Genomic DNA, 22835 nt, shown 5'->3' on the forward strand with positions numbered 1-22835 from the left:
AGCAGATCGTCAATTCTCATATAGTGGCCAAGACTTGATCAGGAATTATCAGCTCCGGTTGATCTCTTTCGCCCCCCGCTGTACCGAAGTGTCCGGATCCACCCCCTGTCCGTCGCCGTCCGCCCCCTAGGACTCCGCTTGCGCCCCACATCCCGGCCAACCGCACTGGCCCTGCTGGTCTCGGCGGCCGTCACCGGTTCCTGCTGCCTGTGGGCGGTCCTCGCCGCTCCCGCTTCGGTCAGAACCCCGCTGTCCTGGGGGGCCGGCGCAGCCGCCCTGCTGCTGTCCGTCGCCGTGGCGATCGCCGTCCACGCCCGGGCCACCACGCGCCTGCTGCGCGCGCACAACGCCGCCGAGGCCCAGCGGTTCACCGCCGAGACCTCGCGGCTGGTGTCGTCGTCCGCGGCCGACGCCCAGCGGTTCACCGCGGAGACGGCCAGGGTCAAGGCCGCCGCAGCGGCCGAGAACGCGCGGATCACCGAGCTGGCCGCCGCGGAGACCGCCCGGATGGACGACGAGGTCAAGCGGCTGGGCGACCGGCTGCACGACGAGGTCGAGCGGCTGGGCGCGCGCGTGGCCCGCAGCGAGACCGAGCGCTCCGCCGCGATCGCCGCCTGCGCCAACGCCGCCGGACGGATGCAGGCGCTCGCCACCAGCATGCTCGCCGACCTGCGCGACATGGAGCACCGGCACTCCGCCGAGGACGTCCTCGGCGATCTGCTGCACCTGGACCACCGCACCGCCCAGGCGGGCCGGCTGGCCGACTCCATCGCCGTGCTGACCGGCGCCCGCTCCGGGCGGCGCTGGGCGAAGCCGATCGTGATGGAGTCCATCCTGCGCGGCGCGATGGGCCGGATCAGCGGCTATCAGCGGGTACGTCTCCACTCGACCAGCGACGTCGCGATCGCCGGTCACGCGGCCGAGGGCATCATGCACGCGCTCGCCGAACTCCTCGACAACGCTGCCAACTTCTCGCCGCCCACCGCGGAAGTCCATGTGTACGTGGAGGAGGTGCCCGCCGGCATCGTCCTCACCGTCGAGGACAGCGGTCTGGTGATGAGCGATGTGCAGCTGCGGCGCGCCGAGCGTGCGGTGTCCGCCACCAACCAGGACCTGACCGGTCTGTCCGGCACCCGCCTCGGTCTCGCCGTCGTGGGCCGGCTGGCCCGTAAGCACGGTCTGACGGTCTCGTTCCGGCCGTCCGCGCGCGGCGGCACGGGCGCCCTGATGATGCTCCCGCAGGAACTGATCACCCGGACGCCGGTGACCGTCCCGGCGCCCGCCCCAGTGGCGGAACCGGCAGCGGAACCGGAGCCCGTCCACACCCCCGCCCCGGCCGCCGGGCCCGCCCCCGCGAACGCGGAGACCGGCTCCGGCTCCGCGTCCGAGACCACCGGCAGCCTCCCCCGGTTCGGCGAGAGCGGCCTCCCCAAGCGCACCCGGGGCCGTACCCTCGCCGCCGCCGAATCCCGTAACAACGCCAACGGCGCCACCCCCGGCGCCGCGACTCCCCGGCCCCGTACTTCCGACCCCAAGGAACAGGCAGCCCGCTTCAGCAGCTTCCGCCAGGCAGTACGGCCCAATCCCCCGCACCCGGAAGGCAACACCCGATGACCGCGACCACCGACGAGAAGCTCAACTGGCTGCTGGAGGGGCTCCTGGAGCGCACCCCCGGCACCCGGCACGCCCTCGTCCTGTCCAGGGACGGCCTCAGGCTCTGCCGTACCCCCGAGCTCTCCGTCGATCAGGCCGACCAGCTGGCCGCGATCTCGGCCGGCATCCAGAGCCTGTCGCACGGCGCCTCCGTCGAGTTCGGTGACGGCACCGGCGGCGTACGGTCCGCGATGGCCGAGTTCTACGGCGGCGTGCTGTTCATCGTCGAGGCGGGCGCGGGCGCCCATCTCGCGGTCGTCGCCTCGGAGGACTCCGACGTCGGCCTCATCGGCCACAACATGACCGAGCTCGTCGAGCAGCTCGGCGAACACCTCAGCGCCCCGCCGCGCTCCTCCGCGACCTCCGAAGCCCCCTCCGACGCCACCGGAGCCGCCTACGCGACCGCGGCCGTATGACCCGCCCCCGTCCCGGCCGGGACGACGCCCCGGACCGGCTGTACACCCTCACCGGTGGCCGCAGCCGGTCCGATTCGGACGCGTTCGACCTGGTGACGCTGGTGGTCTCCGAATGCGAGCCGGCCCCCGGCATGCAGTCGGAGCACGTCACCATCCTGCGGATGTGCCAGAGCCCCACCGCGGTCGTCGAGATCGCGGCGGGCCTCGGGCTGCCCGTCAGCATCGTCCGGATCATGCTGTCCGACCTGCTGGACACCGGCCGGATCAGCGCCCGCCACCCCCGTACCGCCCGTGTCGCGGACCGGCTCCCCGACCCCGACATCCTGGAACAGGTGCTCGTTGGACTCCGCAACCTCTGACCGTGCCGCCCTGCAGGCGACGGCCGACAACGGACTGAAGATCGTCGTCGTCGGCGGCTTCGGGGTCGGCAAGACCACCATGGTCCGCTCCGTCAGCGAGATCCGTCCGCTGAACACGGAAGAGACCATGACCCGCGCGGGCGAGGCCGTCGACCACCTGGACGGTGTGCAGTCGAAGACGTCCACGACCGTCGCCTTCGACTTCGGCCGGATCTCCCTCGACGAACGCTCGGTGCTGTACCTCTTCGGCGCACCCGGTCAGGAACGCTTCTGGTTCCTGTGGGACCGGCTGTTCTCGGGCACGCTCGGCGCCGTCGTCCTCGTCGACACCCGCCGGCTCGCCGACTCCTGGTACGCGATCGACCGTCTGGAGCACCACGGCACGCCGTTCATCGTTGCGTGCAACGACTTCGGCGGCCCGCTCCACACCGAACAGCAGATACGTGAGGCGCTCGACCTCTCGGACGACGTGCCCCTGGTGGAGTGCGACGCCCGGGACCGCTCGTCCAGCAAGTACGTACTGATCACGCTGGTCGAGCACCTCCATGCCCTCGCGCTCGGCACAGCGTCGCCGAGGCGATGAACGAGGTGCTCCGGGAGGACACCTCGACGCGGAACGTCGCGGGCCGCTGGGCGTCGCGCGACACCCACCTCGGCGGGCGTCACATCCAGGCGGGCGACCTGCTGCTGCTCGGCACCGACGGCTCCTCGCCGGCCGGCGGCAACAACGCGTTCCTCTCCTTCGGCCACGGCCCGCACGTGTGCCCGGGCGCGGCGCTGTCCCGGCTGGAGGCGGGGGTGGCGCTGCCCGCGCTGTACGAGCGGTTCCCGGAGCTGAAGCTCGCCGTCCCGGCGTCCGAGCTGCGGAACAAGCCGATCGTCACCCAGAACGACCTGTACGACCTGCCGGTCGAACTGGGCTGACCCCGCCGCGCGATGTGGTCCACACGCCGGGGCGCGTGTCTCATCCGACGGACACGGCGCTCGACCGTGCCCGTGAGGTACTACGCTCCGGTTCGTGGCTGATATCCAGATTCCCGCTGACCTCAAGCCCTCCGACGGACGCTTCGGCGCCGGTCCTTCCAAGGTGCGGACGGAGGCGCTCGACGCGCTGGCCGCCACCGGAACGTCTCTTCTCGGTACGTCCCACCGCCAGGCCCCGGTCAAGAACCTGGTCGGCTCGGTGCGTCAGGGTGTGCGCGACCTCTTCTCCCTCCCCGAGGGCTACGAGGTGATCCTGGGCAACGGCGGCTCCACCGCCTTCTGGGACATCGCGACGCACGGTCTGATCGAGACGAAGTCCCAGCACCTCAACTTCGGCGAGTTCTCGTCGAAGTTCACGAAGGCCGCCAAGCTCGCCCCGTGGCTCGCCGACCCGAGCGTCATCGCCTCCGACCCGGGCACCCACCCGGACCCGCGGGCCGAGGCGGGCGTCGATGTCTACGCGTTCACGCACAACGAGACCTCGACCGGTGTCGCCGCGCCGGTCGAGCGCGTCGCGGGCGCCGACGAGGGCTCGCTGGTCCTGGTGGACGCCACCTCCGGCGCGGGCGGCCTGCCGGTCGACATCACCGAGTCGGACGTCTACTACTTCGCCCCGCAGAAGTCCTTCGCCTCCGACGGCGGCCTCTGGATCGGCGTCTTCTCCCCGGCGGCCCTGGAGCGCGCCGCGCGCATCCACGCGTCGGGCCGCCACATCCCGGAGTTCTTCAGCCTGCCCACGGCGATCGACAACTCCCTCAAGAACCAGACGTACAACACCCCGGCCCTGGCCACGCTCTTCCTCCTGAACGAGCAGCTGAACTGGCTGAACACCCAGGGCGGCCTGGACTTCTCGGTCCGCCGCACGGCCACCTCGGCGCGGAACCTGTACGGCTGGGCCGACGAGTCGAAGTACGCGACCCCGTTCGTCAGCGACCCGGAGAAGCGCTCGGCGGTCATCGGCACGATCGACTTCTCGGACGAGATCGACGCCTCGGCGGTCGCCAAGGTGCTGCGCGCCAACGGCATCGTCGACACGGAGCCGTACCGCAAGCTGGGGCGCAACCAGCTGCGTGTCGCGATGTTCCCGGCGATCGACCCGGCGGACGTGCTGGCCCTGACGGCCTGCATCGACTACGTGATCGAGAAGCTGTAACGAGCAGCTGTACGCCTCCGAGGGGCCCCCGGTACGGATCCGTACCGGGGGCCCCTCGCCGTTGCTCACCCCGCCGCCTCCGCCAGGACCGCCCGGAGCCGGCCGATCCCTTCGTTCCACGGCTCCCCGTGCCCGCCCTCGCTCCACAGCTCCAGCAGCTCGGACGGCTCGGTCACCACCCGGTCGAGGGCCTGAACCCGGGCTCCCACCCGCAGAGCGCCTCCGCTTGGACCGACCGCCTCGTTCACTCGACCGAGTGGACGATCACCAAAGGGACATGTGGGGGCGCACCGTCCTACGATGATGCTCTCGACACCACGCACCAGGAGGCCCGCAATGTCTGCAGCAGCAGTCGAGCACCCCTGTGACGGTGAGCCGGAATCGCAGCTCGACGTGGCCAACAGGCTCATGGAGCAGCATCCGGGTTACCGCGTCGAGATCATCGGAGGCGTTATCACCGTGGCCCCACCTGCGGACGGCGATCACGCCGATGTACTGACGGACCTCATGGTTCCGTTCCTCGCCGCAGGTCTGCACGGCAAGGAGACGAGGCTTCTTCAGGGCATCGGCATCTGGTTGCCGGGCGGCCCGGAGGACTACGCCATCCCGGACCTCGCATTGATCGATGCCGACTTCAAAGACCACGTCATCGAGAGCAACTGCTTCGACCCGGTGATCTTCCATCTCGTACTGGAAGTCACTTCGAGCAACTACAACAATGATCTGCGCGCCAAGGTCACCGCGTACGCCGAGGCCAAGATCCCGGTCTATGTGATCGTCAACCGCAAGCACGGCCGGGTCCATGTCCTGACCGAGCCCATCGCCGACGGGTACGACAGCCACCAGGTGTACGCCCCCGGGCAGCAGGCCACCCTCCCCGCCTCCATCGGCGCCGAGGTCACCCTCGACGTCGCGGATCTGCTGGGGGCCGGGCAGCGCCGGAAGTGACGTCCGTGCGGCGCCACCGCCGCTCCCCGTCCTCCCACTCGTCGGTGGGCATGAGTCCCGCCGCCGCGGCCACCGCGGCGGACGCGGTGTGGTCGGGGTGGATGTGGGCGACGAGCGTACGGACCGTTCCCCCGGTCGGCAGGTGCGCCACCAGTCCGGCCGCCGCTTCCTTCGCGTAGCCCAGGCCCTGCCATTCGGTGCCGACGACCCAGGCGATCTCGGCCCGGGGGCCCGCCACCGTGGCCTGGACCCAGCCCACGAGACGACCGTCGGCACGGTCCCGGAGTACCCAGTTCCACCAGTGTTCGGCAGGGTCGGGCGAGCCGGCTTCCCAGCGGGTGTAGCGGGCCCGGAGGGTGTCCAGGTCCTCCGGGGCGCCGCCCGTGTACGTGTGCAGGGCCGGGTCGGCGAGGACCGCCGCCATCTCGTCGGCGTGCGCGGCTCGCAGCGGCAGTGCGTCGAGCCGCTCGGTGGAGAAGGCCTCGGGTCCTTGGTTCGTCATAGCGCCCGACCCTACGTGCGGCGCGTCACCGGATGGCTTCGGCCCCGGGATGTGCGCCGATGGGGTCGGGCGCGGTCGGTCAGCCGCGCTTGCGGCGCCGGTTCATGAAGACGAGTGCGCCCACGGCGGCGAGCACCACCGCTCCCACCAGTGTGCTGCCTTTCACCTCGTTGCCGTCCCCGCCCGTCCCGCCGGCGGCCGACGCACCGCCGCCGTCCTTCGACGGCGACTTGGCGTCGCCGCCGTTCCTGTCCGCGCCTGCGATGTCCACCCGTACCACGTCGCTCCGCGCGCCCTCCGAGCCGAACATCAGCGCCGAGCCGTCCGCGGTGTACGTCACCGACTCGGACTGTCTCTGCAACGGTGCGTCGACCGGGTGGTCGGCGCCGAGCCGGCCGTCCTTGAACGCGTAGCCACGGGCGCTGAAGTAGGACCGCAGCACCAGTTCCTTCCCGTCCGGCGAGAACGCCCCGTCCGTCACCCACGGCACCTCGCCGACCCGCCGGAACACATTGGTCCGTCCGGTGGAGAGCTCGGCGGGTCCTTCGTACAGTCCGCCGCCGTCCTCGTTCTTCGAGGCGATGTAGACCCGGCCGGTCTTCGGGTGGACCATCAGCGCCTCGGCGTTGCGCGCCCCGTCCGCGTACTTCACGTCGAACTGGGTCGCCCGGACCGTCGCGTCCTTCAGCACCTTCGGCTCCGGGAACCGGTAGATCCAGACGTGGTCCCAGCTGCCGTTCAGGTTGTCGCCGATGTCGCCGACGTACAGGTTGCCGTCGGGTCCGAGCGAGATCGCCTCCACGTCGCGCGGCGCGCCGACCCCGCGCATGGTGATCGTCGCGACGGTCTTCCCGGTCCGGGAGTCGACGGCGTAGACGTACGGCCCGTCCTCGCTGTCGTTGTGCGTCCAGTAGATGCCCGGGTGGGCGCGGCTCGCGGCGAGGCCGCTGGACTCGGTGATCCGGGGGTCCTCGATCGTGAAGCTGCGGTCGGCGGACCCGTCGTCGGCCGTGGCCGGGGCGGCTGTCGCCCCGGCGAGGACGAGCAGCGCGGCGGCACCGGTGACTGTCAGATACGAACGCATGGACCAAGTGTCCATCCTCACGTCGCAGCTCCGCGCGTTGATCCGCCATGATGGCGCCATGCGTTTTCTGTTCGTCGGCGATTCCATGACCATCGGCCGCGCCGGCGACTTCACCTGGCGCTACCGCATGTGGCAGCACCTCGAAGCGGCTTTCGACGGTCCGTACGAGATCGTCGGTCCCCGGACCGAGCTGTACGACACCGCGACGAACACCCCGGTCTCGTACGCGTACGGCGCCCCGGATTTCCCCGCCCGGGCCCGCCGGCATCTGGCGGGCTGGGGCGAGGGATGGCTGCACATGGCCCCGGTGATCGCGGACACGGTCACCGCGACGCGTGCCGACGTCCTGCTCGTCTCGCTCGGCCTGATAGACCTCGGCTTCTACACGGACAGCGGGCAGACGGCCGAGAACGCCCGCGCGTTCGTCGCCGCCGCCCGCACCGCGAACCCGCACATCAAGGCCGTGCTCCTGCCGGTCATCCCGAACATACGGGCCGAGTCGGACGCCCCGTTCGCCGCCGAGTGCGACCGCTTCAACGAGCTCCTCGCGAAGGCGGTCGCCGACCTCGACGAGCCGATGTCACCGATCCTGCTGGCCTCGCGCCCGGCCGGGTACGACATCCACACGGACACGTACGACGGCACGCACCCCGGTCCCACGGGCGAGGAGAAGCTGGCCGCGACGTTCGCCGACGCGATGCACCAGGCCTGGGGCATGGGCGGGCCGTACGCGGGCGGCCGCACGGAAACGTGACGCCCGGCCGTCCCGGTGCCCTCACTTTTTGGTGGGCCGGGCCCGCACATGCATCCGTTCGCCCTGCGGCCCGAACAGACTGAGAATCTCGACCGGTTCCGGCCCCGCGCTGGACCAGGCATGGGGCGTACGCGTATCGAACTCGGCGACCTCCCCGGTGGTCAGAACGACATCGTGCTCACCCAGCACCAGCCGCAGCCGCCCCGCCAGCACGTACAGCCACTCGTAGCCCTCGTGCACCCGCTGCTCCAGGGGCCCGGTCGCCCCTCGCCGGCCGGGCAGCACCATCTTGTACGCCTGGAGGCCACCGAGGTGGCGGGTCAGCGGCATGAACTTTCTGCCGCCGCGGGTGAAGGGACGCAGATGGACACGGGGGTCGCCGGTGGCGGGGGCGCCGACGAGCTCGTCGAGCGCGACCCCGTACGCCTTGGCCAGCGGCAGCAGCAGTTCCAGGGTGGGTTTGCGGCCGCCCGACTCCAGGCGGGAGAGGGTACTGACCGAGATCCCGGTCGTCTCGCCCAGCTGAGCGAGGGTCGTGCCGCGCTCCCGGCGCAGGGCCCTCAGACGCGACCCGACCCCGGTCAGGACGGCGGCGAACTCATCGCCGGCATCCGCATCCGCCTTCGCTCCGTCTCCCATCTCCCCATTATTTCGCGGAACGGGAACGCGGTGGCGGTCAGGGCGAGCCGAGCATGGTCAGAGAGAGCCGCGTGAGCTCTTCGGTCAGCCAGTCGGGCGTGACCTGGCGGGGGCGGCGGGCGTGGTGGGCGAGGAGTTCCTCGACCGAGTGGGTCATCACCGTGACCGCGACCCGCTGGTCGCCGTCACCCACCTCACCCCGCTCGGCGGCACGCTCGGCCTCACAGGTCAGGAACTCGGACCACATTGTCCGCCACATCGCGAGATGCTCGTCGACGGTGCGGCTCACGCCCAGCACCTCGACGAACGCCACCCGCGCGGCCCGCGGATCAGCGGTGACCCCGCGCACATAGGCGGCGAAGAGGCGACGGAACCGTTCCTCCGTCCCGCACTCCTCCATGTCGTCGGAGAGCATCGCCTCCTCGGACGCGCGCAGTCCGCTGGTCGCCACCTCGTCGTACAGCGCAATCAACAGCGCCTCCCGCGAGGTGAACTGCTGATGGAACGCGCGAATCGGCACGCGCGCCTCGGCGCAGAGCTGCTCGACGGTCGTGCGCGCGTAGCCGTATGCGGCGAACAGGTCCCGCCCTGCCCGCAGGAGCCGGCCACGCCACTGCGCCCGGTCCTCGGCGGACTCGGTCATCCCAGTTCCGCGGCTCACCACGGCATTCACCACAGGTCCTCCTTCGTCGGCCCGGAGTCGCTGTCATTGTCCTCGCTCCGCCCCGGCGACGGTGGATTCGCCACACCGCGGACGATGACGCACGGTCGTCTGCCGAAGCTCGTTGACCGGCAGGGGCGTTGGGCGGACCACCGGAGAGCGGTGTACGGGATCTTGTTCAGGTTTCGAACGGGGCGACGGGCGACTGCCCGCGGTGAGGCCCCGGTTTGTGTGATGGGCGCGTAGGGCAGGTGTCGCAACTGTCCCGCACCGAGTGCGCTGTTCGTCGCCGCGCAGGCGGATGCGATCGAGGGCTCCGCAGGATGAGCAGGTGTGCTCGGATGCGGTCTCGGCGACATCGGTCAGGGCTGTGGCACGGTCGGTGTGAACACATGTGACGCGTGGAACACTCTTGATCACGAACACGATCACACTGTCCGACATCGAGAGGGCCCTGCGGTCCAGTTGGGGCGTCGACACGTGCGCCCCCGAGGACATGAACAGTTGGCGCCCGGACAATCCGGCACGTGGTCAGTGCGGGGTAACCGCCGTGGTCGTGAACGATCTCCTCGGCGGCGATCTAGTGTACGGGGAAGTCCGTGTCAGGGCGGAGTTCACCGATTACCACTGGTGGAACCGGTTCCACGGCATCGACATTGATCTGACGAGGGAGCAGTTCGACCCGAGCGAGGTGGTCGGCCAAGGCACGATGGTGGTACGGCCGCCGGGGCCACCCAATCGCTGCCGTGAGCAGTACGAGTTGCTGCGTCGCCGCGTTTTCACGCACCTCGGCCTGGCCGAGGGCGACGGTCGAGGGGCCCGCGAGGAGACGGGAGATCATCTCGCAGACACAGAGGTGTAAGCACCAATACTGTGATCTTTCATGACCATTGCCGATAACCACATAACGGCGCGCGCAAAGCTGCCGCGAACGTATCTCCTCTGGCTCAGTGGAGCGTTCACGTCCCAGCTGGGGGATGCCGCCATGTATTTCGCCCTGGGCTGGGCAGCCACTGCGCACGGGGGCGGCACCGGAGGGCTCGTGCTCACTGCCGTTGCCCTTCCGAGAACCCTGTTTCTTCTCATTGGAGGGGCAGTCGCAGACCGGTTCTCCCCCAGGCGCATCTTGATCATCGGTGACTCGATAATGCTCGCCATGACCCTTGTCGTGGGCCTCACCGCGGCCGCGCAAGGATCCACTCTGTGGCTGCTGCTGGGGGCCGGAGTGGTCATGGGAACCATCGATGCCTTCTACCTCCCGGTGTCGGGCTCGATGCCGCGACGACTGGTGGACCCGGACCGTCTCGACCGTGCGGTCGGTCTCAGTCAGACCGGCAGCCAGCTGATCTCGCTGGTCGGGGGTTCGCTGGGCGGTGCCTTGGTAACGGCCGGCGGTCTGGTCGGCGCAGCTCTCTTCGACGGCTTGACGTTCGCCTTCGCCGTGATCGTGGCCGCGCTCATTCGCCCCCGCTTCGAGGTTCCCCCGCCCGCTCAGCGTGCGAGCCTGTTGCGTGAGGCGGGCCAGGGGGTGACGTTCTCGCTGCGTCACCCGGTGCTCCGGCCGGCGCTGATCCTGACCGGCGCGGTCGCCGGCTTCGCCATCCCCGTCGGGTCGCTCCTCGTTCCCCTCCTCGCACGGGAGAACCACTGGGGCGCACGGGCCGCCGGCGTGGTGCTGGGCGGCCAGGCACTCGGCGCCCTCCTCGTGGCCCTGCTCGTGGCGCGCCGGGGAGCCCTTCGCTTGCCGGGCTTCGTCGCAGCCCTGAGCGTCGTTCCCATGGGCCTCGGCATCTGGGTGCTCGCACTGACTGAGCGGGCCCCGATCGCCGTGGCGGCAGCCACCGCGATCGGCCTCGGCCTGGGCCTGTTCGTCACTCACCTCGGCCCGCTGATGCTGGGAGCCAGCCCGTACAGTCATCTCGCCCGAGTCCAGTCGCTCATCACTTTGGTGCAGAGTCTGGTCCTGGTGGTCACCCTGAACCTGCTCGGCCAACTGGCCGATGCCATCGACGCCTTCACCACGGCGGTGGTGTGCGCGGCCGTACTGGCCGGCGCGGGCCTTCTGGCCTTGGCGTCCGCTCCGCTACGGAACGCCACCATGCAGCAGGAGGAAGCGGCGTGAAGAGCTCCTCCTCTGTCGCGGAACACCCGGGAAGCGCAGAAGGGTCGTCACAGGCCGTTTGGCAGCTGGTCCTTCCCCCGGAGCACCTCTCAGAGACTCCTACGACAGCCACGAACGCGTCTGGAACCCGGCGATGCCGCTGTTGTTCCAACGGCATGTTGGGGTGGAGAACCGGCACCCCGATCAGCGTCTCGGCCATCGCCCGGCAAGCCGCAGTGGACCGCACGTTCCTCTGCCGCCACCGGGACCTACTCGCCCTGGTCCACGCCGCCGAGCTCGAACCAGCAGCCCAGGGCCCGGCAGGCGGCTCGCCGGTGAGCCGAGCATCGCTCCAGGCCGACCTCGCCAACGCCCAAGCCCGCAACACCCGCCTGACCACCCGCATTCAGCAGCTGGAGAAGCAACTGTCGCAGGCGCTGGGAGCCCAGGCATGGCAGGCGTCGGGACTCGGAGCCCCAACCGACATCGACGAACTCCAGCGAAAGATCACCAGGCCGGAACAGCGCAACGTCGAGCTGACCGCCGCGTTGGAGGAGGCTCAGTCCGACCTCGCCGCTGCGCGTGAGGCCAACCGGGACCTGACCAGAGCTTTGAACCAACGCGGCTGAGTCAGAAGCTGCGTCCGAACCTCTATCCACTGTTCAGAGGCACGATCAGGTGCGGGAGGCCAGTGGATGTGTGCCTGGCACGATTGTCCATCCGGCTGGCACCCCTTCGAGAAGGGGCGTATCCCGGATGGCGGGTGGCCCTTGCGGTTCCTAGCCTCGGGTCATGACCTCTCGTCGTTTACGGTTATCAGCTGTAGTGCTGGCGCTGGCTGTGTCGTCTCTGCCGTCCGCTGCGGCGTCGGCCGCACCGCACCCCTCGGGCACGGGTTGGTCTGTGCAGCGTGACGCCGACGCGCTGCACGCTGCCGGGGTCACCGGAGTAGCAGTCCGCCTGGAGACCCCGCGCGGGACGGTCACGGCCCGCTCCGGGGTGGGGGACCTGGTCACTCGCCGCCCGGTTCCGACGGACGGCTACCTGCGGCTGGGCAGTACCACCAAGACGTTCGTCGCCACCGTCGTGCTGCAACTGGTGGGCGAAAAGCGGATTTCCCTCGACCAGACGGTGGAGCAACTGCTGCCCGGGGTCGTGTCCGGAGCCGGAAACGACGGACGGACCATCACCGTCCGCGACCTGCTGCAGCACACCAGCGGCCTGTCCGACTACATCTACGACGTCTTCCCCGACCCCAGTGCCCAGACCTACTTCGCCAACCGGTGGCGTGCCTACAAACCCGAAGAGCTGGTCGCCCTGGCCATGCGCCATGCGCCTGCCTTCCCAGCAGGCGCCCGCTGGGCGTACTCCAACACGAACTACGTACTCGCCGGAATGATCATCCAGAAGATCACCGGCCGCACCTGGGAACAGCAGGTCCACAACCGCATCCTGCACCCCCTCGGCCTGCAGCACACCGACACCCCGGGCACCTGGCCCTTCCTCCCGCATCCGCACACGGCCAACTACCAGCAGTTCACCGTGGACGGCCCGATGGTCGACACCACGATCCCCTACCGTCCCTTCGACAGCGGGGCCGACGGCTCGATGACCGGCACGGCCCGCGACCTCAACCGCTTCTTCACCGCCCTGGCCAACGGACGACTGCTGAAGCCCGCCGAGCTCGCTGCCATGCAGACCACAGTCCCGGTGCCGCAGGACAGCGGCCACCCGGCAGGCACCCAGGACGGCCTGGGCCTGTTCTTCACACCCCTGTCCTGCGGCGGCGGTTACCTCGGGCACGGAGGAAGCGGCTTCGGATATGTCATCCGGGCAGCGACAACCACGGACGGCCGGCGCACCATCACCGTCTCCGCGCACAGCCGCTCCGCAGACCTGCAGACCGCGGCACGTCAGGAAGACGCACTGCGCAACCTCATCGACCACGCTCTGTGCCGCACCACTTGACCATGCACTCGGCACCGCGGCCAGGCCGTTCGTGCCGCACGGGTGACTACGGCTTACTCTTCGGGAGCTCCGACAGCCGCTCCAATCACAAGTAGCGCCAAAGGTGTTGCACACACCGGCGCTGAGCTGCACAAAGTAGTCTCCACTCGCCTCGCGCCACACGGTTACCCCCAGAGAACCCGGCCGTGAACGCACCCCACCTCGTCGCCCTCGTCCGCGCCGGAGCCCGCTTCGAACGCGGCCACCTCGTCGAACGCCCCGAGACCGTTGCGGCATGAACAATCTCAATGTCGCAAAGGTTGCCTATGAAGGTCTCGCCGCGGTCAAGCGTGGTGACTGATGTTTCCAGTCCCTGGCCCTACTGGCCACGGGCCGGTTGGTTGGTGATCAGCAGGGTAGTGCCGGCCGGGCGGAAGCCCAGTCGGGCGTAGATACGCGCGACGGCCTCATCGGCGTAGGCGAGGAAGACGGTGTGCACGCCATGGCCGCGGGCATGGGAGGCCAGGGCCGTCATGACGGCAGCGCCGAGACCTTGGCGGCGGGCGGCGGGGAGGGTACCGATTCCGCCGATCTCGGTGGTGCCATTCGCTGGGTGGTAGTGGCCCGCGGCAAGCGGGGTGCCGTCCGGGGCGAAGGCGGCGACGAGCGTTTTGTGGCCGGCTCGGAGGGAGGGGCGGGTCGATGCGGCTGTGCCGTCCGCTTTGAGTTCTTCGGCCGCTGCCTCCAACTCCGCGCGGCCCGCCGACCCCACTGCTGTGCCCTCGTCTGCGAACGCCAGCCCGGGAAGGGCGAGTACGGCGGGCAGTGCGCAATCGTCGGCATCCACAGCCCGGATCGTGACGCCATCTGGAAGGGCCTGCGAGGACAGTTGATGCAGTGGATCGAGGATCATCAGCGGGCGTTCGGCCACCGGGAGACCCGCTGCCTCCATGCTGCCGCGCAACGACGGCGTTACCTCGGAGAGCCACTCGAAGGCCTCCGGCACGCCGAGCTCGCGCTGCCGGGCGCGTACCAAGGCGATGTCGGCCGCAGAGGGTGTCACTGGGCCGCCTGCCGAGGTGGGGCGGGCATGACTCGGGCCGCCGTAGTACGGGGCACCTACCTCCTTTCGTACGAAGAGATGAAAGGAGCCGAACGTCTCGGCTTCGGCGAACAGCAGCGGCACGGTGGCGTAGTACTGCTCGATGCGGTCACGCAGGGACGGCTCGCTCATGGGACGCATCCCATCACGGGGTGGTGCAGCACCGCCTCCGAAAAAAGCCCGAGACGGGCGGCGACCAGCCCGGCTCGTGTGTCGTAGCCAGTACCCGGGCGGTTTGACCAGGAAGAAGCGAAATCAACCTCCTGCCTGAGACCGGGACACCAAACCACCTGGCAAACCGGATCCCCTGAGAGGGGACATCAACCGATCCACAGAATTTGACAATTACTCCCCGCCTTCCGGGATACGGCAGTTGCTCAACGAAGTGCTTTCTCGCACCGGACTCACCGACACCGTCGGCCGGCCTCTGGCCTTCAGCCCCCAACAGGACCGATCCACCGCCCTGTTCACCCTCGCCGCCGAGCTCCCCGCCGCGATCCTCGCCCGGATGCTCGGCGTCCACATCCAAGTCGCCGTCCAGTGGCAGAAGGCATCCGGCGGCGACTGGGCCGCCTACGCCGCCGACGTCAGCCAGCGCTCCAATCGATTCACCAGCAAGGAGAAGATGTACATGCCTCTCGATGACCAGCACGCCTGGGCACTGCTGCGAGAACTCGATGATCCGGACCACATGGAATTCCCCCGCGGCCATGACCACACGGCTACCCGGGCCCGATTCGACCAGCTCGCGACCCGTCTGGACCAGCGGTTCCAGTGCACATGCATCGTCGACCGGGGGGTCCAGGACGCCAGCCACCACGGGACGATCGTTATCCCGGACGCCGCCACGGCCAGCGGGGAACACATCACCGTGGCCGTCAGCAACTTCGGGAACCTCGCCGCCGTGACCCTGGGCAATCCCGGAAGCTACGACGAGGAAGAGGAATGCGAACTCTTCCAAGACACAGACCGTCACCGCGTAGATGACGAGCTCGAAGCACTCGGCTGCATCCGCATCTCGGAGCACCTGCTCTGGACAAGATACGGCGGCGTCAGCGACCTCGTCTCCTACTACCCGCCTGAGCATCCCCCAACCTGGTGGACTCGCTTCTTCGACTACCTGTGACCCTCGTCTACGGTGTCCCCGGCCGGGGTATTCGGACAGTTTCAATACCCCACTCCACCGTTAGCGGTCTATCCCGAGGAGGTCATCAACGGCCACCGCGCGAAGGCGCCTGCCGCAGCGCGGCCTCGGTCTCGGTCTCGCCGTGCTCACCCGGATCGGCGGATACGAGGCGACCTGATCCCCGTCAGGTCGCCTCTGTTGAGCTCGCGGCGAGGGCGGCGACTCGGTCCCGCCACGGGGTATGAGAAGGCTGCTTCCCGTGCGCGGCGGCCTGGGCGGCCCAGTACGCCCGGGCCTCCTCACCGCGACACGGACCGCAGAGCGTCTCGTCCTCCACAGGCCGGAACACGTGATCGTCGCCGGGCCCCTCGCAGACCACCAACTCGGCGACCCGCGGCGCGGGCCGGGCCTCGACGGTGGGTGGCGGCACCGCCTCCGGGAGCTTCTGTACGAGCCGGTGCCTCAGGAAACCCACTGCGGATCGCACGCCGCTCTCGGGCAGCCCACTGGTCAGCGCCCGCCGCAGATCGGCAGCCGTGACTCCGCGCCGCAACCACTCGGCGGCGGCCTCCGCAAGCCCCCGCGCCTCCCGCGCCCCGAGATGCAGCTCCCGGTGCACATGCCGCAACGAGAGCAACACCCGCTCGCCCTCGGCCACTTCCGGCGCGGATTCAGCTTCGGGTTCGGCTTCGGTGGGTGGGTGGGATGAGTTCTTCCCCAGTTCTTCATCTACCGGTGTACAGCCACCGGCCACCCGACCCCTCGGCCGATCGACCGTCCGTTTCTGCGCACTCGGTGGCACCTCGATACCCCGCCCGTCCCGGAGCCCGGCCGCCGCCGCACCCGTGACCGGGGAGTTGGCGAAGAGCTGTACGGTCACCCACCGGCCCCGGTCGTTCTGCTGATGCCACTCGTGCAGGAACCCGTCCTCGACCAGCATCCTCTTGGCCCGCTGATAGGCCCGCCCCGTGATCCCCAGCTGCCGCGCATGCTCGCTGAGCGGCTTGTCGGCCAGACCCTCGGGGAGCCCCTGCACGTACAGGAGCAGAATCTTCGCGTCACTGTTCAGGCGCGGATGACGCACACGCGGTGCCTGGTCTGCTCCAGACGGAGGAGCACGCCCGTGCGGTCTTCACCAACCACCACCCGGCTCTCGACGACGAGGAGATCGAGGGACGGGTTGTGGCTCGAATGGAGCGGCAGAAGCTTCTTACCCGCAGACCGGCGGCCGACATCGACTTCGTGCTAGAACTGCATCCGCTCACGCGGCCCATCGGAGGCCATCAGGTACGCAAGAGGCAGCTCCGCCACATCCTCGATGTCGCTCAGCCTTTCGAGCTATGGCCGCCGACTGCGCCTACGGCGACCAGGACAGCTTCCGCAGGCAACTCCATGCGGCGGGACTACCGTTCGTCATGGCCCTCAAACGGAGCCACGGCACCTGGTCCTACGGCAAGGACGCCTACACCCCCGTCGACGCCGCACGCGCCCTGACCTGGACAGACCCCGATCATCCCGGCGACTGGACCGCCGTCGAGCGCTCCTTCCGCGACGGACACACCGAAACATGGTGGGCCGCCGACGCCCACCTCGGCTGGTGGGGACCCGACGGAAACGTCCGCCTGGTCGTGGCGACCACCGACCCGGCCACCCTGCCCGCGAAGGCCACCTGGTACCTGGCCACCGACCTGCCCCGCCCCGGCGGCCCCCGCGAGGCCGACAGCCCCAATCCCGCCGCTGACCTGCACGAAGTCGTGCGGATCTACGTCATCCGGCACTGGATCGAGCAGAGTTACAAGCAGGTCAAGGACGAACTCGGGTGGGCTGACTTCCAGGTCCGCTCCGACACCGCCATCCGCCGCCACCAGACGCTGGTCACCTGCGCGTTCTCGTTCTGCTGGGACACCTGGTTCGCTCAACCACCGGACCGGGAACTCACTGTTGTCCCCACGGTCCTGACAGCCGCAACTCCGGCGAGACCGGCTGAGAGGGGGCCCAAGCAGACCCCACCCGCCCCACCCGACCACCTGGCCCAAAGCGATCCGCGCCGTCCGGGCCTGGCTCACCCCCTGGACCACCCTCCAACGATGCTGGCGTGCCTGGACCAACGCACCCCCACCACCCGAACTCCAAGTCCTGATCAACGCCGTCGGCGCAGGCCACCCACTTCACCTCTACTCCCCGGTTTAACAAACCACCGCTAGCGACTCACGCACCCGCCGGCCTCGAATCGAGAGAGCGCGCCGGGTACGTAGCGCCTCCACTCCTCGGGCGTCAGGTCCCTGCCGACACGTCGGCATACGACTGCCTCCGCATCGTCGGAGCCGATGGGATACGTCTGCAGCGGTACATGCTCGCCCGCGGCGTACAGGGTGTCGCCGTCCGCGCTGAACGCCAGCGTGTGGAGCGCGTCGCCGGGGGTGGGCAGCGGCAAACCGACAGGCCGGTGCGAGGCGGTGTCCCACAGGCGCAGGATCCCGGTGTCGGTGGCAACAGCAAGGATGCGGGCGTCAGGACTGAAAGCCAGGGCCGAGATGTTCACAGGACCGGCATCGAGTCCGGTCAGTGTGCCGAGAAGGTGCTCCGCGCGGCCATCCCACAGAGTGACGCGGCCGGAGCTGCCGGCTGCGAGCTGTCGGCGGTCGGCGCTGAAGGCGAGTGCGCTCGTCTCGCCGGGCCCCACCGCGGATGAACGGGTCCGTGCCGAGGGGAGCTCGACCACCGCGCCCTGTCCTGTGACCAGCAGGCGGCCGTCGGGACGGAGTGCCAGGAGCGACCCGCTCGCGCCGGCAATGGTCCGGGTCAGGGTGCGGCTGTGCAGGTCCCACTCGGTTGTGCCGGACGAGCCGTCGGAGAACAATTCCGAAACCAGCAGGGACCTGTCGCCCGGGCCGAAGGCGACGACTCCGGCCATGTGAGGTCGGGTTACGTCGGCCGAGAAGAGGGTGCGGCGTCGGCGCACGTCCCACAACGACACCAGAGGGCGGCTGGATGCCTGGTAGCCGCTGCTGCCGAAGGCGAAGGTGCGTCCGTCGGAGCTGAAGGCCATCAATGGCGAGCACAGCGGCAGCAACTCCAGGACATCACCGTCTATCCGGCAGGGGGTCGGCGGAAGTTCCACCGTACGTCCGCCTGGTTGCGCCTGGCGCAGTCGGAACCGGACATGTTTTCTGTCCGCCGCCGGATGGGAAGTGGCGAGGGCCGATCCGTTTGGTGCGAACGCGGCGACGAGGACGGGGGTCGTCTGCCAGCCGGAGTCGGTGGCGCCCCCCAGTTCGAGGGTGCGCACCGTCCGGCCGGCGGCGCCCACCAGCCCGCCGATGTAGCGTATCCAGCCCGCTCGGGGGTCAACTCTGAGGTCCGTGACACGCTCACCGGTGAGAGGGTGTCTGAAGACGGGGCGGTCGGGATACGCGAGCCGCCACAACAGGATCGCGGCCCCGTCGGATGCGACCAAGTACGTCCCGTCCTCACTGAAGGCAGCCTCCTTCACGCCCGCGTGAGCGAGGGTGGGCATCCGCCGCCCGGAGTCGATGTCCCAGGTGCTCACGCCGGTGTCGCTGATCACCGCCAGTCTCCGGCTGTCGGGGGTGAACCGGACATGTTCCCTGACGCATTCGAGTGTGACCTTGGGCGCCCAAGGCGTTTGCAGTTTGTGTCGTCGTGCGGTGTCCCATAACTGCAGCGGTCTGCCCGGAACACACAGCGCCAGATATCGGCCGTCGGGGCTGACTGCGGCGTCGGGGAAGGCTGCATCCGCCAGCAGTCCGTTGCGGCGCTCGCGCATAAGGCGCCGGACCGTCGAGTGTCCCCGCGTTGCTGCGGAGGAAGGCCCGACGATGTGGTTATCCTCGCGCGGTTCTCTCAGTTCCAGCAGCAGCCGCCGACTTTCCGCGTCCCACAGTTGGATCACGTACACGGAACGGTTGGTGGAGTAGGTGAGGACCCGGTCCCCGTTCGGGCCCATCTCCACACCCGCGCCCGCAGGACGGGACAAGGGCCCGGAGTCGTGGCCTGTGGACAGATCGCGCAGGACGAACGGGCCGGGGGCCTCGTCCAGGGTGAAGACGGGGAGGGTGAGGGTGTCGGACCGCAGTCCTCCTGCCCGTCCCAGGGCCTTGCCCAGGCCGGGCAGAGTCGCTGTGCGCCGTTGGGTGGCTAGGTCCCAGCGGCTCACCTGGCCTGCTCCGACGCTGATCAGCATGCGCCCGTCGCTGCTGAGGCGCCGCATCGTCTCACGCCCGCCGTCGGGGTCGGTGAAGACGCTCTGCTCCCGCTGCGTCGAGGCGGCGAGCAGCGCGGAACGCGTCTCCGGGAGATCGGCGATGCGCCAGGCGGCGAGGCCGAGCCTCATCGCTGTGACCGGGTCCGAAGGGCGCAGACTCTCGGCGACGCTCGCGATGCGGCGTGCCTCCGCCTCGATGCGTCGTCGTTCGGCGGCCCGGTTCTGCTGCCAGGCGGCGAGCGATGCGAGGAGAGTGACGACGAGGAAGAGGGAGAGCGTCGCGGTCCGCGTCCGGTTGCGGCGCCGGGCGCGCTCGCGCGCCCCCACGGAGCGGTTGAGGAACGCCCTTTCCAGGTGGGTGAGTTCGTCCCCGTCCCCCTCGGGGAAGTACTGCTCGGCCGTGGTCAGGCTCAGTCCGCGGTAGAGGGCCCCGGCGTCGCGGCCGAGTGCGGCCCAGCCGTGGGCGGCATCCGTCAGCCGCCGCTGGGCCCTGAGCCGTTCGCGGTCCTTGTCGATCCATTCACGTAACCGGGGCCAGGCCGTCAGCAGCGCCTCGTGGGCGAGGTTGACGGTGTCCTCGTCGAGCGTGATCAGCCGGGCGCGGGCGAGTCGTTCGAGGACGACGGCGGCTTCGCCGGAGTGACCGGCCGAGAGTTCGGCGCGGTCAGTCGGCCGGCGCGTGTCCTGAGCTCCCTGGCCGGGGGTGACCAGACGCATCAGGATACGACGGGCCGTTTCGGCCTGCTCGGGGGTGAGTCGCTCGTAGAGCTCCTCCGCGGTGTGGGCGATCGCTCCGTGAATACCGCCGGCAGCATCGTATGCGGCTTCGGTCAGCGCTCTGCCCTTACGCCTGCGCCAGGTCTCCAGAAGCGCGTGGGACATGAGAGGCAGCCCGCCGGGCTCGTCCGTGAGGTCGCCGATGATCCGCGCGCTCAGCGCGCGCTCCACGACGAGACCGCCGAGGGCGGCAGGTTTGACGATGGCCTCACGCAGTTCGTCCTGGCTCATCGGAGCCACCAGTAGCGTGGCGTCGCGGGCAGCCTCGGCAAGGGGCCGATGCCGGGTGAACCGGCCGAAGAAGTCGGCCCGGACGGCGATGACGACCCGTTGGCCGTGCGCCGGGTGTCCAGCCGTGCACAGCAGGTCCAGGAAGCGGGTTTGCTCGGCCGGGTCGGTGCAGAGGGTGAAGACCTCTTCGAACTGGTCCACCACGATCACGGCCCCGGCGCGGGTGTTGTCCGCACCCAGGAGGGCGGCGTGCGTGCGCGTCGGGTGAGGTCCAGGAGTAAGGATGCGGATCGCAGCGGGGCGCGCACGCTGCGGCTCGGCCTCCTGCAGGCGGGGGATCAATCCGGCCCGCAGGAGTGAGGACTTGCCGCTGCCGGACGGCCCGATCAGGACCACCAGGTGTGTGCGGCGGACCATGTTCACGAGCTGGTCGACGAGACGGTCGCGGCCGAAGAAGCGGTCGCGGTCGCCCGTGTCGAACCGGGCAAGGCCGAGATACGGGGACTCGGTGTCGTCGGCGCGGGTGTCTTCGGCGGCGTCTGCTGCGGCCTGGCGCCAGCGTCGTTCCCAGTCGTCGAGATCGCCGCCGCATGCACCGGCGTACGCCAGGCTGACCGCCAGCGACGGCAGTCGGTCGCCACTCGCCGCTTGCGCGAGCGTGGCCGCGGAGTAGTGCGCCTGCTTGACCATCGCCCGGTAGGTCATGCCGGAGGCCTCTTGGCGTAACTTCCTCAGTTCGTACGCGAATCGCGCGACGGGACCCTCGGTGGGATCCAGCGGTCGCTCACGACGCCCCATCACATTCCCCCGTCGGCGCAGCCTACTGCCGTCTCGAACGCTACTGACGCCCGCAGCAGGGGAGCAAGGCGGCACGACGGGCACATGCCGCCCTGGCCAGGAAATTGTCTGACGTGGTGAAAGGGGCCTGCCGGACAACTGCCGGACGGCCAAAGCTGTGGGACATGGCCGCTCCGGGGACGGCCCGAGCACCCGTCCCCGCCGGTTCAACAGCCGGCAACGGGCTGCGATCTGCGGTCTCGACGCATGCGGTCCGCGGACTCGATGAAGGGGGATATATGAAGAGCGTTCGGCGCTGCGGGGCCGATGCCCCGAGGAGGCGTGACGAGTTCCGGCCGTGGCGCGCCCTGCGATCTCGGCCCGGGCGAGCGGCTGGGACGGAATGTACCGGCCAACGCGGCATAGGCATCTCGGTAGGGAGCGTGTTCGCGCCGTGAGGTTCGGGCGTGCACTGGCAACCGCGGCCGGGGCGGTTCTGTGCATCGCAGGGCTGACGGGCTGTGGGCGCGACGGGGTGGTCCCGTCGAGCCGAGGTGCGACACGAGCGCCGGCTATACAGGATTCCGAGCAGCTCGACTATGCCGAGGCCCTGCTGATCAGCCGGTGCATGAGGGAACACGGTTTCCTGTATGTGGCCGGTGTTCCGGCCCACCGCCCAAAGCCGGTGCGGGATTTCCCGTACGGAATCGACGACCCGGCGTGGGCGGCGAGCCACGGGTTCGGAACGGAACTGGCCCGGATCGCTGCTGAACGAGCCGCTAGGAACCCCAACCAGCTCTATTTCCGGGGGCTTTCCGACGCCCGCAAGGCCGCCTACCAGAACGCGATGGTCGACGAGCGGTCCGATCGCCTCACCGTCAACCTCCCCAATGGGTATCAGGTCTCGACCGGCAGAGAGGGCTGCCTGGCGGAGGCCCGCGACGCGCTCTACGGGGACTACGGACGCTGGTATCGGGCCACGACGCACCTCGAAAACATCAAGATCAGATACCAGCCCCGAATCTTCGACGATGTCCGGTACCGGTCAGCCGTCAAGAACTGGTCCACCTGTATGCACCGGCACGGATACCAGGTCAAGGACCTCGGCGAACTGCACACCGGGGAAGCCGCACCGGACGACCGTCGCCCCACTCGCGCCCAGTCGGACCGGGAACGGAAAGCGGCTGTTGCCGAAGCCGAGTGCGCACGCGACACAGCCCTGGTCACCACCGCGAAGCAGTTGGAGACCCGTTACAAGGTGCAGGCTCTGACCGCCCTGCGGGACGAGATCGCGGACCGCGACGAACTCGTCGCCCGTGCCCTGCCGCGCGCTCGTGCCCTGATCGCCCAGGCGCACTGAAGCGGCGAACCACCACCAAGCCACCACATGGATCCC

Annotated in this window: 21 protein-coding genes and 3 pseudogenes; 16 read left to right on the forward strand and 8 right to left on the reverse strand. The window is 69.5% G+C overall.

The window, feature by feature from the left end; all coding sequences use genetic code 11:
* Positions 1-138 precede the first annotated feature (138 nt).
* The 6 genes and pseudogenes from ACWD6R_RS00780 to serC all read left to right on the forward strand — a co-directional run bounded on the left by ACWD6R_RS00780 (position 139) and on the right by serC (position 4565).
* Positions 139-1614: a sensor histidine kinase gene (locus ACWD6R_RS00780; RefSeq protein ID WP_451816695.1), complete on the forward strand. Its 1476-nt coding sequence runs from the start codon at positions 139-141 to the stop codon at positions 1612-1614.
* Positions 1611-2069, forward strand: coding sequence for a roadblock/LC7 domain-containing protein (locus tag ACWD6R_RS00785; RefSeq protein ID WP_451816696.1), 459 nt, complete (start codon positions 1611-1613; stop codon positions 2067-2069). The genes ACWD6R_RS00780 and ACWD6R_RS00785 overlap by 4 nt, the downstream gene beginning before the upstream one ends.
* Entirely contained in the window at positions 2066-2428 is a 363-nt protein-coding gene (locus ACWD6R_RS00790; RefSeq protein ID WP_451816697.1) for a DUF742 domain-containing protein, read from the forward strand. The genes ACWD6R_RS00785 and ACWD6R_RS00790 overlap by 4 nt, the downstream gene beginning before the upstream one ends.
* A complete protein-coding gene (locus ACWD6R_RS00795) occupies positions 2409-3011 on the forward strand; it encodes a GTP-binding protein (protein ID WP_451816698.1) in 603 nt (200 codons plus the stop codon). The genes ACWD6R_RS00790 and ACWD6R_RS00795 overlap by 20 nt, the downstream gene beginning before the upstream one ends.
* A pseudogene (locus ACWD6R_RS00800) lies at positions 2987-3352 on the forward strand (cytochrome P450); the annotation flags it as partial. The gene ACWD6R_RS00795 and the pseudogene ACWD6R_RS00800, both read left to right, overlap by 25 nt.
* A 94-nt stretch (positions 3353-3446) precedes the next feature.
* Complete coding sequence (serC, locus tag ACWD6R_RS00805) at positions 3447-4565, forward strand: phosphoserine transaminase (RefSeq protein WP_451816699.1); 1119 nt, start codon at positions 3447-3449, stop codon at positions 4563-4565.
* A 65-nt stretch (positions 4566-4630) separates the two neighbouring features.
* On the opposite strand, the gene ACWD6R_RS00810 is transcribed toward serC, so the two are convergent.
* Positions 4631-4774: a DUF4259 domain-containing protein gene (locus tag ACWD6R_RS00810; protein WP_451816700.1), complete on the reverse strand. Its 144-nt coding sequence runs from the start codon at positions 4772-4774 to the stop codon at positions 4631-4633.
* Between the two features lie 127 nt (positions 4775-4901).
* On the opposite strand from ACWD6R_RS00810, the gene ACWD6R_RS00815 reads away from it, so the two are divergent.
* The gene (locus ACWD6R_RS00815) at positions 4902-5513 is read left to right on the forward strand and encodes a Uma2 family endonuclease (RefSeq protein ID WP_451816701.1); all 612 of its coding nucleotides are present in this window, start codon (positions 4902-4904) and stop codon (positions 5511-5513) included.
* Here the strand turns inward: ACWD6R_RS00815 and ACWD6R_RS00820 are convergent.
* Together ACWD6R_RS00820 and ACWD6R_RS00825 are read right to left on the reverse strand one after the other, a co-directional pair.
* Positions 5464-6015: a GNAT family N-acetyltransferase gene (locus ACWD6R_RS00820; protein WP_451816702.1), complete on the reverse strand. Its 552-nt coding sequence runs from the start codon at positions 6013-6015 to the stop codon at positions 5464-5466. The two genes, ACWD6R_RS00815 and ACWD6R_RS00820, sit on opposite strands and share 50 nt — an antisense overlap.
* A 79-nt stretch (positions 6016-6094) precedes the next feature.
* Positions 6095-7099 carry a WD40 repeat domain-containing protein gene (locus ACWD6R_RS00825; RefSeq protein WP_451816703.1) on the reverse strand — a complete coding sequence of 335 codons (1005 nt, stop codon included), beginning with the start codon at positions 7097-7099 and terminating at the stop codon, positions 6095-6097.
* Positions 7100-7157: 58 nt separating this feature from the next.
* Between ACWD6R_RS00825 and ACWD6R_RS00830 the strand changes: the two genes are divergently transcribed.
* Complete coding sequence (locus ACWD6R_RS00830) at positions 7158-7853, forward strand: GDSL-type esterase/lipase family protein (RefSeq protein WP_451816704.1); 696 nt, start codon at positions 7158-7160, stop codon at positions 7851-7853.
* Positions 7854-7874: 21 nt separating this feature from the next.
* On the opposite strand, the gene ACWD6R_RS00835 is transcribed toward ACWD6R_RS00830, so the two are convergent.
* Both ACWD6R_RS00835 and ACWD6R_RS00840 read right to left on the reverse strand, forming a co-directional pair.
* Entirely contained in the window at positions 7875-8492 is a 618-nt protein-coding gene (locus ACWD6R_RS00835) for a helix-turn-helix domain-containing protein (RefSeq protein ID WP_451816705.1), read from the reverse strand.
* Between the two features lie 37 nt (positions 8493-8529).
* Positions 8530-9135: a TetR/AcrR family transcriptional regulator gene (locus tag ACWD6R_RS00840; protein WP_451816706.1), complete on the reverse strand. Its 606-nt coding sequence runs from the start codon at positions 9133-9135 to the stop codon at positions 8530-8532.
* Positions 9136-9565: 430 nt separating this feature from the next.
* Between ACWD6R_RS00840 and ACWD6R_RS00845 the strand changes: the two genes are divergently transcribed.
* From ACWD6R_RS00845 to ACWD6R_RS00860, 4 genes are all read left to right on the forward strand, one after another.
* Positions 9566-10015 (forward strand): YunG family protein, encoded by a 450-nt coding sequence (locus ACWD6R_RS00845; RefSeq protein WP_451816707.1) that lies wholly within the window; start codon positions 9566-9568, stop codon positions 10013-10015.
* 21 nt (positions 10016-10036) lie between these two features.
* Positions 10037-11275: an MFS transporter gene (locus ACWD6R_RS00850; RefSeq protein ID WP_451816708.1), complete on the forward strand. Its 1239-nt coding sequence runs from the start codon at positions 10037-10039 to the stop codon at positions 11273-11275.
* A 155-nt stretch (positions 11276-11430) separates the two neighbouring features.
* On the forward strand, positions 11431-11883 hold the full coding sequence (locus ACWD6R_RS00855; protein WP_451816709.1) for a hypothetical protein: 453 nt from the start codon (positions 11431-11433) through the stop codon (positions 11881-11883).
* Between the two features lie 163 nt (positions 11884-12046).
* On the forward strand, positions 12047-13222 hold the full coding sequence (locus ACWD6R_RS00860; RefSeq protein ID WP_451816710.1) for a serine hydrolase domain-containing protein: 1176 nt from the start codon (positions 12047-12049) through the stop codon (positions 13220-13222).
* A 358-nt stretch (positions 13223-13580) separates the two neighbouring features.
* Here the strand turns inward: ACWD6R_RS00860 and ACWD6R_RS00865 are convergent, their stop codons facing one another.
* Positions 13581-14435, reverse strand: a complete 855-nt coding sequence (locus ACWD6R_RS00865) for a GNAT family N-acetyltransferase (protein WP_451816711.1) — start codon at positions 14433-14435, stop codon at positions 13581-13583.
* Between the two features lie 253 nt (positions 14436-14688).
* Between ACWD6R_RS00865 and ACWD6R_RS00870 the strand changes: the two genes are divergently transcribed.
* Entirely contained in the window at positions 14689-15429 is a 741-nt protein-coding gene (locus tag ACWD6R_RS00870; RefSeq protein ID WP_451816712.1) for a hypothetical protein, read from the forward strand.
* A 184-nt stretch (positions 15430-15613) separates the two neighbouring features.
* On the opposite strand, the gene ACWD6R_RS00875 is transcribed toward ACWD6R_RS00870, so the two are convergent.
* The gene (locus ACWD6R_RS00875; protein ID WP_451816713.1) at positions 15614-16513 is read right to left on the reverse strand and encodes a hypothetical protein; all 900 of its coding nucleotides are present in this window, start codon (positions 16511-16513) and stop codon (positions 15614-15616) included.
* Positions 16514-16518: 5 nt separating this feature from the next.
* Between ACWD6R_RS00875 and ACWD6R_RS00880 the strand changes: the two are divergent.
* Both ACWD6R_RS00880 and ACWD6R_RS00885 read left to right on the forward strand, forming a co-directional pair.
* Positions 16519-16698 (forward strand): annotated as a pseudogene (locus ACWD6R_RS00880) (Scr1 family TA system antitoxin-like transcriptional regulator); the annotation flags it as partial.
* 59 nt (positions 16699-16757) lie between these two features.
* Positions 16758-17633: pseudogene (locus ACWD6R_RS00885) on the forward strand (IS701 family transposase); the annotation flags it as partial.
* Here ACWD6R_RS00885 and ACWD6R_RS00890 read toward each other — a convergent pair.
* Positions 17630-21367 (reverse strand): nSTAND1 domain-containing NTPase, encoded by a 3738-nt coding sequence (locus tag ACWD6R_RS00890; RefSeq protein WP_451816714.1) that lies wholly within the window; start codon positions 21365-21367, stop codon positions 17630-17632. The pseudogene ACWD6R_RS00885 and the gene ACWD6R_RS00890 sit on opposite strands and share 4 nt — an antisense overlap.
* 700 nt (positions 21368-22067) lie before the next feature.
* On the opposite strand from ACWD6R_RS00890, the gene ACWD6R_RS00895 reads away from it, so the two are divergent.
* A complete protein-coding gene (locus ACWD6R_RS00895; RefSeq protein WP_451816715.1) occupies positions 22068-22799 on the forward strand; it encodes a hypothetical protein in 732 nt (243 codons plus the stop codon).
* Positions 22800-22835 lie beyond the last annotated feature (36 nt).

It is taken from the genome of Streptomyces sp. NPDC005151, assembly GCF_053599875.1.